We start from the raw sequence: 13,918 nt of genomic DNA on the forward strand, positions 1-13,918 counted from the left end.
ATGCGCGCTCCGCTCCGAGCGTTACGGGAGATGCTGAAGCCGATGATGCAGGCCAACCGTCGAGAACTGGTCGCGGCGCTTGCCGTTCTGGGTCTGACCCCGACCGCCGCCGCCCGTGTCGCCGCGCAAGGGAGCGGCGGAGGCGCGTCGCTGGGCGCCCCCAAGCCCTTTTCCTGGGCCGCATTGCAAGCCCAGGCCGAGGCGCTGGCGCGGCAGCCTTACCGAGCGCCGGCCAAGGTCGCGGCGGCCGAAGCCATCGGCTATGACGCGGTCGGCACCATCCGCTACCGCGACGACCGGACACTGGCCGGGGGCATTCGGCTGTTCCCGCTGGGGCGTTATGCGCCCATCCCGGTCGGCATCCACATTGTCGAGAATGGCCAGGCCCGCGCCGTGCCCTTCTCCCCCTCGCTATTCACCGCCGAAGCGGGCCACGCGCCGCCGCTGGGCATTGCCGGGTTCCGCGCGATGACGGCGGACGGGAAGAGCGACTGGCTGGCCTTTCAGGGTGCCTCCTATTTCCGCACGGCGGGTGCGCAGGACCAATATGGCCTGTCGGCGCGGGGCATCGCGATCGACACCGGCATCGACGGGCGCGAGGAATTCCCCGCCTTCACCGATTTCTGGATCGAGCGGACGGGGGCGCAGGGCTATACCGTTTATGCGCTGCTCGACGGACCGAGCGTCAGCGGCGCGTACCGGATCGAGTCGACCAAGGGTACAAGCGGCGTCGAGCAGCGCGTGTCCGCCGTCCTGTTCTTCCGCCGAGACGTGGAACGGCTTGGCATCGCGCCCGCGACCAGCATGTTCTGGTATGGCGAAGGCAATCGCGCCGCCGCGCGCGACTGGCGGCCTGAAATCCATGATTCGGACGGGCTGGCGCTGCTGACCGGCGCAGGCGAGCGGCTGTGGCGACCTTTGGTCAATCCACCGCGCCCGACCCTCGACAGCTTCGCCGACACCAATCCGCGCGGTTTCGGCCTGCTCCAGCGCGACCGGAACTTCGATCATTATCAGGATGACGGGGCCTTTTACGACCGTCGCGCGAATCTGTGGGTGCAGCCGCAGGGCGATTGGGGGCGTGGGCAGGTGATGCTCTATGCCTTTCCCACCGCGAGCGAGACGGTCGACAATATCGTCGCCTTCTGGAACCCCGCCGACGCGCCCAGAGCGGGGCAGAAGCGGCAGTTCGACTATCGCCTGAGCTGGGGCTCCACCGACCTGACGGTCGTGCCGGGCATCGCCCATGCGGTCGACAGCTGGACGGGCGATGCCGGTCGACCGGGTGCCGAGCCGACACCGGGCGCACGCAAGCTGGTCGTCGATTTCACCGGCCCCGCCCTGGCCGGGCTAGACCGGCAGAGCGGCGTCACAGCCGCCATCTCCGTGGCGCGCGGCAGGTTGCTGGCCCAGGCCGCCTATCCGGTCGTCGGCCAGTCGAACCGCTGGCGCGTGACCGCCGATATCGCGCCCGAAGGACCGCCCAATGGAGGGGGCCCCGCCGATGTCCGCCTCTATCTGAAGCAGCAGGCCAGGGCGCTGAGCGAGACGGTGTTGATGCCCGTCTTCCTGCCATGACCGACAGCCCCGCGATGATGCCGCCGCCCGCGCCGCTGACCATGGCGGTGCAGCGGTTCGACGGCCTGCCGCCGCCGCACTCGGCGCCCGAGCCGCGCGAGGGCGTTAACCTGTCGCCCGACGATATCCTGACGCGCCGCCTGCTCTTGGTACTCCTCACCGGATTGCTGGCCACGGCCGCCTCCGCCTCGGTCAAGGAGGCGTTGCTCAGCGACGGGTTCGAATTGCTCGACGGGCTGTTGCTGCTGCTGTTCTTTCCGCTGTTCGCCTGGATCTCGTTCGGGTTCGTGACGGCGGCGATCGGCTTCGTGCTGCTGATCTCGCGCGCGCATCCCGGCATCACCCCCGCGCCCAAGGGCGCCGCGCCACCGAGCGCGCGGACGGCGGTGCTGGTGCCGGTGCATAACGAGGATGTCGACGCGGTATTCGACCGGATCGCCCGCATGGCCGTGATGATCGACCGCGCGGGCGCCGCCGACCGCTTTGCCTTTTTCGTGCTGTCCGATTCGGGCGAGGCCGCCGAAACAGAGGAACGCGCCGCCTGGGAACGCCTGGCCCCCCGGCTGCGCGTGCCGCTCCATTATCGCCGCCGGACCGAGAATAAGGGCCGCAAGCCGGGCAATGTCGCCGAGTGGATCCGCAATTACGGCGGCGGATACGACTTCATGCTGATGCTCGACGCCGACAGCCTGATGGGCGGCGACACGATCGTCGGCATGGCGCAGATCATGGAGCAGCGCCCCTCGATCGCGCTGTTGCAGACAGTACCGATGATCATCGGCGCGACGACCTTCTTCCAACGCTGGATGCAGTTCGCCAGCCGCTTCTACGGGCCGATCTCGACCGCCGGGCTGGTCTGGTGGTCGGGGTCGGAGTCGACCTTCTGGGGGCATAACGCGCTGATCCGGATCAAGGCCTTTGCCGAGAGTTGCGGCCTGCCTGATTTGCCCGGACGCCCGCCTTTCGGCGGTACGATCATGAGCCACGACATGGTCGAGGCGGCGCTGCTCCGGCGGCGCGGCTGGCGGCTGCACATGCTGATGGTCGAGGACAGTTTCGAAGAGTTTCCGCCGACCCTGATCGACCAGGCGGTGCGCGACCGGCGCTGGGCGCAGGGCAATATCCAGCATCTGAAACTGCTGGGCGCGAGCGGTTTCCACTGGATCAGCCGGTTGCAGCTGCTGATCGGCGCCACCGCCTATCTGATGTCGCCCGCCTGGCTGATCCTGATCGCCACATCGATCGCGCAGAGCCTGTCCGACGATGCCGCGACGGTTCATGCCGTCACTTCGGCGCGGGTGCTGGCGGTGACGCTGGTGCTGCTGTTCGGGCCGAAGATCCTCAGCATGATCTGGGCGATGGCGGACCGCGACCGCCGGGCAAGCTATGGCGGGGTGCGCGGCATCCTGTCCTCGGTCGCGCTCGACGTGCCGCTGTCGATCCTGACCGCGCCGGTGATCGCGCTGACCCAGACGATCGACCTGATCAACATCGTGCGCGGCAAGCCTTCGGGCTGGAACCCGCAGAGCCGGGTGCGCGATGGCCTCGCAGCGGCGGACGCGATGCCGCGCTATCGCTGGCATCTGGGGGTCGGCGCGGTGTTGGTGGTCGTGTCGTTCCTGAACCCGATGCTGGGGGCATGGCTGTCACCGGTGACCCTGGGGCTGTTGCTGTCGCCCTGGCTGGCGATGGAGACGGCGAAAGTCCGGCCGGGCGAGCGACTGGCGAAGAAGGGCGTGTTCGCGGTGCCGGGGTCGGAGGTGGCGGAGCCGGTTCGGCCTTTGGCCTTGGCGTGAAGCCCTTGGGCTTCGACTTCGCTTAGCCTGAACGGGGTTTTGGGAAGATATCTATTTACAACAACCGTTCAGCCTGAGCGAAGTCGAAGGCCACGCCCCACCCTATCAATCATCCTCATCCTCGAACCCCACCAGCGCCAAGGCCCGCGCCTTCATCTGCCGCGTCTCGCACCAATGGACCAACGCCTCCTCGCGCCCATGCGTCACCCAGACCTCGCGCGGGGCGATCTCGGTCAGCGTCTGGGTCAGTTCGTCCCAATCGGCATGGTCGGACAGGATCAGCGGCAGCTCGACATTCTTCTGCCGCGCGCGCTGACGCACCCGCATCCAGCCGCTGGCCATCGCCGTGATCGGATCGGGCAGCCGCCGCGACCAGCGATCGTTGAGCGCCCCCGGCGGGCACATCACGACATGCCCGGCCATCTCCGCCTTGGGCGTGTCCGCGACCATGCGCAGCTCGCCCAGCTCGACGCCCAGTTCCTGATAGAGCGCGCATAGCCGCGCCAAAGCGCCGTGCAGATAGATGGGCGCCTCATGCCCGCGCACGCGAAGTTCGGCGATCACCCGCTGCGCCTTGCCCAGCGCATAGGCGCCGACCAGCACGCAGCGCGTCGGATTGGCGTGGAGGCGCGCGATCAGCTTGTCGATCTCGTCACCGGTCTCGGGATGACGGAACACGGGCAGCGCGAAGGTCGCCTCGGTAACGAAGACGTCGCACTTTACCGGCTCGAAGGGCGTGCAGGTCGGGTCGGCGCGGCGCTTATAGTCGCCCGACACCACCACCCGCTCGCCGCGATAATCGAGCACGATCTGCGCCGATCCCAGCACATGGCCCGCGGGCACGAAGCTGACGTCCACCTCGCCCAGCCGGATCGTCTCGCCATAGCCGACGCCGATGCCGTTCTGCGGGCCGTAGCGCGCCGCCATGATCGCCAGCGTATCAGGCGTCGCCCAGACGGTGCCATGGCCGCCGCGCGCATGGTCGGCATGGCCATGGGTCACCAGCGCCTTGGCCTCGGGTTCGGACGGATCGACCCACACATCGGCGGGGGCCACGTAAATCCCATGTTTATGGGGCTGTATCCAGTCGCCGAGCTTGACCATGATACCTATATCCTTCGGGATGCCCCCCGGTTCCCTCCCCTCCGCCCTGACCGACTGGTTCGCCGCCAAGGGCTGGTCGCCACGCACCCATCAGCTGGCGATGCTGGAGGAAGCCCGCGCGGGCCGCCACGCGCTGCTGGTCGCGACGACGGGCGCGGGCAAGACGCTGGCGGGGTTCCTGCCGACGCTGACCGAGCTGATCGAAGCCCCGAGCGAGGGGCTGCACACGCTCTACGTCTCGCCGCTGAAAGCATTGGCGGTCGACATCCGCCGCAACCTCGTCACGCCGATCGAGGAGATGGGCCTCGACATAAGGGTCGAGACGCGCACCGGCGATACTTCGTCGGACAAGAAGGCACGGCAGCGGGTGAAGCCGCCGCAGATCCTGCTGACCACACCGGAATCGCTGTCGCTGCTGCTCAGCTACCCGGATGCCGCAACGATGTTCGCCGGGTTGAAAACCATCGTGGTCGACGAGGTCCACGCCTTCGCCACGGGCAAGCGCGGCGACTTGCTGTCCCTGTGCATGGCGCGGTTGCAGCGTCTGTCCCCCGATCTGCGCCGCGTCGCGCTGTCGGCGACGGTGGCGGACCCAGACGGCTATCGTGCCTGGCTCGCGCCCGATGGCGATATCGATGCGGTCGGCCTCGTCACCGGCGAGCCCGGCGCGCCGCCGGATATCTCGATCCTGCTGCCCGAGGATCGCGTGCCCTGGGCGGGCCATTCGGGCCGCTACGCCGCCGCGCAGGTCATGCGGGTGATCGAGGCGAACCGGACCACCATCCTCTTCTGCAACACGCGCAGCTTGGCCGAGCTGATCTTCCAGGATTTGTGGAAGGCCAATGACAAGAGCCTGCCGATCGGCGTCCATCACGGCTCGCTCTCGCTGGAAGCCCGCCAGAAGGTGGAAGCCGCGATGGCGGACGGCAAGCTCCGCGCGCTGGTCGCGACCGCCAGCCTGGACCTGGGCGTCGACTGGGGCGATGTCGATTGCGTGATCCAGATGGGAGCCCCCAAGGGCTCGTCGCGGCTGCTCCAGCGGATCGGCCGCGCCAATCACCGGCTGGACGAATCGAGCCGTGCGATCCTGGTCCCCGGCAACCGCTTCGAATATCTGGAAGCGCGCGCCGCGCTCGATGCGGTGGAGGCGGGCGAGCTGGACCCCGACATCTTCCGCCAGGGCGCGCTCGACGTGCTGGCGCAGCATGTCATGGCCTGCGCCTGTGCCGCGCCGTTCGAGCAGGGCGCGCTGCTGGACGAAATCCGCTCGGCCATGCCCTATTCGGCGCTGGACGACGAGACGTTCGACCGGGTGCTGCGCTTCATCGCGGACGGCGGCTATGCCTTGCGCGCCTATGACAAGTTCAAGCGGCTGGTCCAGCAATCGGACGGTCTTTGGCGGGTCACCCATCCGCAATTCGTCGCGCAGCATCGCCTGAACGCCGGGATCATCGTCGAGGCGACGATGCTGAAGGTGCGCTTCCGTAACGGCCGTCAGCTCGGCCGCGTCGAGGAGGGATTTGCCGCGACACTGGCGCCGGGCGACACCTTCTTCTTCGCCGGTTTGAGCCTGGAGGTGGAATCGATCGACGGCGAGGATTTGATCGTCCGCGCCACTTCTCGCCCCGCCCGCATCCCGACCTATGGCGGCAGCCGGATGCCGCTGTCGACCAGCCTCGCCGACCGGGTACGGGAGTTCCTGGCCGACCGGCGTGCATGGGACCGTTTTCCCCCGGACGTGCATGACTGGCTGGAGATGCAGGACCGCCGCTCGGTCCTGCCCCGCCCCGGCCAGTTGCTGGTCGAGACCTTCCCGCGCGAGGGGCGGCATTACATGGTCGCCTACAGCTTCGAGGGGTGGAATGCGCACCAGTCGCTGGGGATGCTGATCACCCGGCGGATGGAGGCGCAGGGGCTGAAACCGCTGGGTTTCGTGGCCAGCGACTATGCGCTGGCATGCTATGGGCTGGAAAAGGTGACGGACCCCGCCAGCCTGTTCTCGCCCGACATCCTGGAGAACGAGTTCGTCGATTGGGTGCAGCAATCGCACCTTCTGAAACGGGCATTCCGCGAGGTCGCGGTGATCGGCGGGCTGGTCGACCGCCAACATCCCGGCAAGCGCAAGACCGGGCGGCAGGTGACCTTTTCGACCGACCTGATCTACGACGTGCTGCGCAAATACGAACCCGGCCATCTGCTGCTTCAGGCGGCGTGGGACGATGCGCGGGCGCGGATGACCGATGTCGGGCGGCTGGCGAACCTGCTCGACCGGGCGGGGGGCACGATGCTGCATGTCGATCTGGAGCGGGTCAGCCCGCTGGCGGTGCCGGTGCTGGTGCTGATCGGGCGCGAGAAGGTGTCGACAGGGAGCGCGGATGACGATCTGTTGATCGAGGCGGAGGCGCTGGCGGCGGAGGCGATGGGGGAGTGATTCCCTTGGCCTTCGACTTCGCCTCTGGCCGCTCCCCTCCCGCAGGCGGGAGGGGATGGGGGAGGGCACGGGGTCTCACAGAGACCAGCCCCCGTGGCTCTTGCCCCTCCCCAACCCCTCCCCCTGCCGGGAGAGGGGCTTGAAGAAGAAAGGGGCTTAAGCAGGAAGGGCCACAATTCGATCACCCTGATCGCATCAAAAATGTTGCATTGCCCATCCCTACCACGCAAATCTGATATCGTGCTCCGCCAGTATGAACTCGTCGACCGCGTGCTCGACTATGACCCCCAGGCCGATGAGGCGCTGCTCAATCGCGCCTATGTCTTCTCGATGAAGGCGCATGGCAGCCAGAAGCGTGCCTCGGGCGATCCCTATTTCAGCCATCCGATCGAGGTGGCCGGCATCCTGACCGACCTGCATCTGGATGACGAGACGATCGCCACCGCCATCCTGCACGACACGATCGAGGACACGGTCGCCACCTATGACGAGATCGAGCGGCTGTTCGGTCCCAATGTCGCGCGCCTGGTCGACGGCGTCACCAAGCTGTCCAAGATCGAGGCACAGACCGAAAGCGAGCGTGCGGCCGAAAACCTGCGCAAGTTCCTGCTCGCCATGTCGGACGATATCCGCGTCCTGCTGGTGAAGCTGGCCGACCGCCTCCACAATATGCGCACGCTCCATCACATCGCGAAGCCGGAAAAGCGCCGCCGCATCGCGAAGGAGACGATGGACATCTATGCCCCGCTCGCCGAGCGGATCGGCATGTACGAGTTCATGAAGGAGATGCAGATGCTCTCCTTCCAGCAGCTCGAACCCGAAGCCTATGAATCGATCACGCTGCGGCTGGCCCAGATGAAGGAAGGCGGCGGCGACCGGATTTCCAAGATCGCCTCGGGCCTGAAGCTGTTGATGTCGCGCGGCGGCGTGGATGCCGACGTGACGGGGCGCGAAAAGTCCGCCTTCTCGATCTTCCGCAAGATGAACGAGCGGCATATCAGCTTCGAGCAGCTGTCCGACGTCATGGCCTTCCGCGCGATCGTGCCGACCGAGGAGGATTGCTACCGCGCGCTGGGGCTGATCCATCGCCGCTGGCCGATGGTGCCGGGGCGGTTCAAGGATTATATCTCGACGCCCAAGCGCAACGGCTATCGCTCGCTCCACACCAGCGTCATTCATGCCGACAATGCCCGCATCGAGATTCAGATTCGCACCCCCGAAATGCATGCCGAGGCCGATTTCGGCCTGGCCGCGCACTGGACCTACAAGCAGGCGACGCGCCACGACGCGCAAGTCAGCTGGATTCGTGACCTGGTCGAAATCCTCGATACCTCGGACAGCCCCGAAGAGCTGATCGAGCATACGAAGATGGCGATGTATCAGGATCGCATCTTCGCCTTCACCCCCAAGGGCGAACTGATCCAGCTGCCGAAAGGCGCGACGCCGATCGACTTCGCCTATGCCGTGCATACCGATCTGGGTGACCAGGCGGTGGGCGCCAAGCTGAACGGGCGGGTCGTGCCGCTGTCGACCGTCATCTCGAACGGCGACCAGGTGCAGATATTGCGCTCGGCCGGACAGACGCCGCAGGCCAACTGGCTGAACCTGGCGATCACCGGCAAGGCGCTGGCCGCGATCCGCCGCCACCTGCGCCATGCCGAGCGCACCGAACAGGTCAGCCTGGGCAGCAAGCTGTACGAGGATATCGTCCGCCGCCTGCCCGCCCAGATCGGGCCGGACGCACTGACCCATGCGCTGCAACGGTTGAAGATGCCCGACGAGGCGCATCTGATGATCGCGATCGCGCGCCGTACGGTGTCGGATGCCGCGGTCATGGAGGCGCTGATGCCGGGATCGGCCGGGGCGGACGTCGCCGCCCTCCCGCCGCAGTCGAGCGCCATCTCAATCAAGGGGCTGACGCCGGGCGTCGCCTATGACCTGGCGCAATGCTGTCACCCGGTGCCGGGCGACCGCATCGTCGGCCTGCGCCGCCCCGATGCGGGGATCGAGGTCCATGCGATCCAATGCCCGGTGCTGGCCGAACTGGCCGACCGGACCGACGAGGAAACCGACTGGGTCGACGTCTCCTGGGGCGACGAGAGCGAGGGCGCGACGGCGCGTATCTCGGTCATGGTCAAGAACGAACCCGGTGCGCTGGGCATCCTGGCGACGATCATCGGCCAGCATAAGGCCAACATCATCAACGTCCGTCTGGATACGCGCGACACGCGGTTCCACACCAACCTGATCGATGTCGAGGTGCACGACCTGCAACATCTGATGCGCCTGATCGCAGCATTGCGCGCGGCGGATGTGGTGAGTTTGGTGGAGCGGGTCTGAGTTCGCGGAAACGCGGGGGAATGTAAGCGGCACCGACTGCGCCTGACTCGCTTACTTTATCCTCCCCTTGCAGGGGAGGAAGGTATGCCCGGAACGTCGTGTAGAGCAGGCCGGCCTCTGCGGCGGGGCCAGACACCTCCGCGTCTCCGCGTCTCCGCGCGAACCAATTCTTCCTGTTCCCCGGCGAAGGCCGGGGCCCAGTTGCGGTGAATGATCGAAGACGCAGAGCAGGTGCCTCCCCCGCACCGCTTCGCGCGCCATCGGTGGCGTGGAAACTGGACCCCGGCCTTCGCCGGGGCACGGCACGGTGCCAACGGAATCCTGACAGCAAAATGACGCGTCCGTAACAAAAAGCTGGAACCCGCGCCCGTCACGCGCTTTGAAAAGCGCGAACAGGGAGTCCGTCACCGATGCGTTTCGCCACCGCCGCCGCCATGCTCGCGCTCGTCGCCGCCCCCGTCGCGGCCCAGACCACCCGCTCCATCTCCGCATCCGACAAGGCGCAGGGGGCACAGGCCAATCCGCAGCTCGTGGCGCAATATGGCGGTCGCTACACCGGCCCGCAGGCTGCGTTCGTCGAGCGGGTCGGCAAGCGCGTCGCGGTCCAGTCGGGCCTGTCGAACGCGCAAGGGGACTTCACCGTCACCACGCTCAACTCACCGGTCGAGAACGCCTTCGCCATCCCCGGCGGCTATATCTATGTCACCCGCCAGCTGCTTGCGCTGATGAATTCGGAGGCCGAGCTGGCCTCGGTCTTGGGCCATGAGGTCGGCCATGTCGCCGCGCGCCATTCGCAGAGCCGCAACACCCGCTCGACCATCGGTTCGATCCTGGCGGCGGGTGCGGGCCTGCTGACCGGCAGCAATATCGCCAGCCAGGTCGTCGGCACCGGCGCGCAGCTCTACACGCTGAAATATGGCCGCGATCAGGAATATCAGGCCGATGGCCTCGGCATCCGCTACATGACGGCGGCCGGATACGACCCTTATGCCTCGGCCGACATGCTCGCTTCGCTGGCGGCGTCGAGCAACCTGGCCGCGCGGACCTCGGGCAGGAACGCCAATGCCGTCCCCACCTGGGCCTCGACTCATCCCAACAGCGCGGACCGCGTGCGCCGCGCCGCCGCGCTCGCCAAGCAGACCGGCCGCCCCGAAACCACCCCGCCGCAGGACACCGCCTATCTGCGGATGCTCGACGGCATGCCTTATGGCGACGATCCCAAGGAAGGCATTGTCGACGGCCAGACCTTCCGCCATCCCGGCCTCAAGCTGAAATTCACCGCCCCCAATGGCTATGCCATCGCCAATGGCAGCGATGCGGTGACGGTGGTCGGCCAGGGCGGGCAGGCCGAGATGCGCCTCGCCCAAGGAAGCGACCTTGGCCAGGCGATCACCCAGCGCTTCGGGCAGCTCGGCACCGGCACCCCCTCGGGCCAGCTTCAGAACGGCACGGCGAACGGCGTTCCCTATGCCTATGTCACCACCCGCGCCGCCGCCAACAACCGCGCGGTCGATGCCACGGTGGTCGCCTACCGCTTCCCCTCGGCCACCTATACCTTCACGCTGGTCACGCCCGCTGGCTCGGGCATCGGGCCGTTCCAGCCGCTGCTCGCCTCGGTCGCCCCGCTCTCCACCGCCGAGGCGAACGGCATTCGCGGCAAGAAGATCAGCATCGTGACGGTTCGTCAGGGCGACACGATCGACAGCCTGGCGGCACGCATGGCCTTTCCCGATTACAAGCGCGAACGCTTCGTGACGCTGAACGGCCTCGACCCGGAACAAGCGCTGGCACCGGGTCGTTTGGTCAAGTTGGTCGTGAATGGGTGACGGACGGCTTCGACGCCGCGAGGGTCCGGCCCCATAAGCGGCAACGGTCGTGATTGCCCTGTCGTGTTCGTCCGACAAGAAGCGCGGTGCAGCAGGTAGCGACGCTACCTGCAAGACGTGCGACGCAGGCGGCGGGCGCGACAGGGCAACCGCTGTGCGGAGGGCCGATTTTGCCCCAGTGCGGCGTCGCGAGCCAAAATGGCTTGGGGTCACGATGCGCAAGCATCGCTCCACTCCTCGCTTCTTGCCCTGAACCAAAATCGGCTCCGTCACGACCATTGCCGTTTATGGGGCCGGACCTTAAACCGGCGGCGTCATGAAGCGCCCTGCCCTGTCCGTCGTCGTCCCCTGCTATAACGAAGCCGCTTGCCTGGATGTGCTCCACGCGCGCATCTCGGGTGCGGCGCGCGCGGCGGTGGGCGAGGATTATGAGATCGTCTTGATCAACGACGGCTCGAAGGATGACAGCTGGCCGGTGATGCAGCGGCTGGCCGCCGCCGATCCGCATCTGGTGGCGATCAACCTGTCGCGCAACCACGGCCACCAGCTGGCCCTGACCGCAGGGCTAGACCTGTGCGCGGGCGAGCAGATTCTGATCATCGACGCCGATCTTCAGGACCCGCCCGAACTCCTCACCGACATGCGCGCGACCATGGCGGCGCAAGGGGCGGACGTGGTCTATGCCGTCCGCCGCAAGCGCGCCGGGGAAACGCTGTTCAAAAAGGCGACGGCGGCGCTCTTCTACCGGATGCTCGACCGGCTGACCGATACGCCGATCCCGCTCGACACCGGCGATTTCCGCCTGATGAGCCGCCGCGCGCTCGACGCGCTGCAATCGCTTCCCGAACAGGCGCGCTTCATTCGCGGCATGGTCGCCTGGGTCGGCTTTCGCCAGGTCCCCTTCCCCTATGACCGCGCCGAGCGTCATGCGGGCGAGACCCATTATCCGCTGGGCAAGATGATCGCGCTCGCCTTCGACGCGGTGACGGGGTTCTCCACCGCGCCGCTTCGCTGGGCCAGCCATATCGGCCTTGCGCTGACCGCGGCGTCGTTGTTGCTGATCGTCTATATCGCGATCGGCTGGCTGACCGGCTCGGCGGTGCAGGGCTGGACCTCGACCATGCTCGTCACCGTCATCCTGGGCGCGGTGCAGATGTTCGTGCTGGGCATGATCGGCGAATATCTGGGGCGGCTCTATATCGAGTCGAAGCGGCGACCGCTCTATCTCGTCGCCGATGTGGCGGGGCCGGTGCAGGGCCATGCGCGGCTGGGCTATAGCGCACATGAGGGGGCGAAAGACCCGGCCTGACCGCTATCGACTCGGCCAGGTCCAGCGCGGACGCTGGACATCCTCGACCAGCGTCTCGCCCAGTTCCTTGTACAGGCGGATGCCGCGTGCCTCCGGGCTGCGCTCCAGCGCGTCGACCAGTTGGGCGGCGTGCGACACGGTGATGATCTGGCACCGCGCCGAGGCCCTGACGATCAACCGGGCGAGCGGGGCGAGCAGATCCGGGTGCAGGCTCGCCTCGGGTTCGTTCAGGATCATCAGTTCCGGGGGACGCGGCGACAGGAGCGCGGCGGCGAGCAGGATGTAGCGCGGCGTCCCGTCGGACAGCTCGGCCACCGAAAGCGGGCGCAGCAGGCCATATTGCCGCATCATCACCTCGAACCGCTCGCCGACCTGCAACGTCGCGCCGTCAAAGGCATCGGCGATGGTGTCGGCCAGCGCATCGCCCTCGCCGATCTCGAAGATGGTCTGGATCGCCGCGCCGACATCGCCGCCGTCACCCGCCAGGACCGGGGTGAAGGTCCCCACCTGTGGCCGTCGCGCGGGCGCGTCGCGGTCGGTGCGCAGATCGTCATAAAAGCGCCAGCCGCGCATCCGCTCGCGCAAGGCCAGCAGCTTCAGTCCGTCGCCGCCATCGGCCCAGTGGGTGACCATCGAGTCGAACGACTCCATCGCCCGCCCGTCCGCGCGCCAGGTGCCATCCGCGGCCCGGCGTACCCGCGCATGATCGCCGCGTCGATCCGCGATCAGGTTGGCCCGCCCGATGGCGGGACCCATCCAGAGCGCCTCCACCTTGATCTCGGGGTCATGCATGAACCGCGTCGAGCCCGGGATGGGCAGGCCCAGGTCGATGGCATAGCCATAATCGGCGGATGAAAATCCCAGTTTCAGGCTGACCGGCCCGTCGCGCCGCGTCCCCTGCACCGGTACATCGCCGCTCTTCATCCCCCGGCTGAACTTTTCAGGGCCCGCCCATAAGGTCGAGTTCAGCCCGCCTTCCGCCGCCAGCGAGGCGATCACCCGGCCTTGCGCGACGTCGGACAGCAGCCGTAGCGCGCGGTAGAGGCTCGACTTCCCGCTGCCGTTCGCGCCGGTGACGATGGTCAGCGGGGCGAGCGGGATTACCACGTCGCGTAGCGAGCGATATCCGGAGATGGCCAGGGTTTCGATCACGGGGTCAGGTTATGACGGGCGCTTGCGGCTGTCGATGGCGCTTGGCGGGGGAGGGCGTGGCCTTCGACTTCGCTCAGGCCGAACGGGGGTTTGTATGAGGCCCCACTCCGAACCTCCGTTCAGCCTGAGCCCTTCGGCTGGCTGGCGAGCCAGCCGCTCAGGATAAATTTCGGCGCAAAGCGCCGAAGTCGAAGGCAAAGGGATTCCTGCCCCCCTGCCCCTCCACCACCGCTTCGCGGCGGCCCCCCTCCCCAAGCACAGCTTGGGGAGGAATTGGTGCGCAAATCCTCCCCAATTCCGATGGGAGGGGAGCCGCCCGGTGCAGTCGGGAGCGTAGGGCAAGGCCCAACGAAAAAGGGCCCGGAGTTTCCCCCGAGCCCTT

The 13,918-nt window shown here is 67.2% G+C and carries 8 protein-coding genes; 6 read left to right on the plus strand and 2 right to left on the minus strand.

Annotated elements, in window-relative coordinates; all coding sequences use genetic code 11:
- The first annotated feature begins 30 nt into the window (after positions 1–30).
- Together ASF14_RS04655 and mdoH are read left to right on the plus strand one after the other, a co-directional pair.
- Positions 31–1,578: a glucan biosynthesis protein gene (locus ASF14_RS04655; protein ID WP_236696927.1), complete on the plus strand. Its 1,548-nt coding sequence runs from the start codon at positions 31–33 to the stop codon at positions 1,576–1,578.
- Positions 1,575–3,374 (plus strand): glucans biosynthesis glucosyltransferase MdoH, encoded by a 1,800-nt coding sequence (gene mdoH / locus ASF14_RS04660; protein ID WP_082442069.1) that lies wholly within the window; start codon positions 1,575–1,577, stop codon positions 3,372–3,374. Before ASF14_RS04655 ends, mdoH begins: the two co-directional genes overlap by 4 nt.
- A 105-nt stretch (positions 3,375–3,479) precedes the next feature.
- Here the strand turns inward: mdoH and ASF14_RS04665 are convergent, their stop codons facing one another.
- A complete protein-coding gene (locus tag ASF14_RS04665) occupies positions 3,480–4,478 on the minus strand; it encodes a ligase-associated DNA damage response exonuclease (protein ID WP_056432330.1) in 999 nt (332 codons plus the stop codon).
- A gap of 19 nt (positions 4,479–4,497) precedes the next feature.
- Here ASF14_RS04665 and ASF14_RS04670 point away from each other — a divergent pair, with 19 nt between their 5' ends.
- The 4 genes from ASF14_RS04670 to ASF14_RS04685 all read left to right on the plus strand — a co-directional run bounded on the left by ASF14_RS04670 (position 4,498) and on the right by ASF14_RS04685 (position 12,384).
- Positions 4,498–6,909: a ligase-associated DNA damage response DEXH box helicase gene (locus ASF14_RS04670; RefSeq protein WP_201780538.1), complete on the plus strand. Its 2,412-nt coding sequence runs from the start codon at positions 4,498–4,500 to the stop codon at positions 6,907–6,909.
- A gap of 240 nt (positions 6,910–7,149) precedes the next feature.
- Positions 7,150–9,249 carry a RelA/SpoT family protein gene (locus ASF14_RS04675; RefSeq protein ID WP_056432333.1) on the plus strand — a complete coding sequence of 700 codons (2,100 nt, stop codon included), beginning with the start codon at positions 7,150–7,152 and terminating at the stop codon, positions 9,247–9,249.
- Positions 9,250–9,659: 410 nt separating this feature from the next.
- Complete coding sequence (locus ASF14_RS04680) at positions 9,660–11,075, plus strand: M48 family metalloprotease (RefSeq protein WP_056432336.1); 1,416 nt, start codon at positions 9,660–9,662, stop codon at positions 11,073–11,075.
- Between the two features lie 316 nt (positions 11,076–11,391).
- Positions 11,392–12,384 carry a glycosyltransferase family 2 protein gene (locus ASF14_RS04685; protein ID WP_056432339.1) on the plus strand — a complete coding sequence of 331 codons (993 nt, stop codon included), beginning with the start codon at positions 11,392–11,394 and terminating at the stop codon, positions 12,382–12,384.
- A gap of 3 nt (positions 12,385–12,387) precedes the next feature.
- Here ASF14_RS04685 and ASF14_RS04690 read toward each other — a convergent pair whose 3' ends face one another.
- On the minus strand, positions 12,388–13,536 hold the full coding sequence (locus ASF14_RS04690) for an AAA family ATPase (protein WP_056432342.1): 1,149 nt from the start codon (positions 13,534–13,536) through the stop codon (positions 12,388–12,390).
- Positions 13,537–13,918: the final 382 nt, after the last annotated feature.

This window comes from Sphingomonas sp. Leaf257, assembly GCF_001422185.1.
GTDB lineage: Bacteria > Pseudomonadota > Alphaproteobacteria > Sphingomonadales > Sphingomonadaceae > Sphingomonas > Sphingomonas yabuuchiae.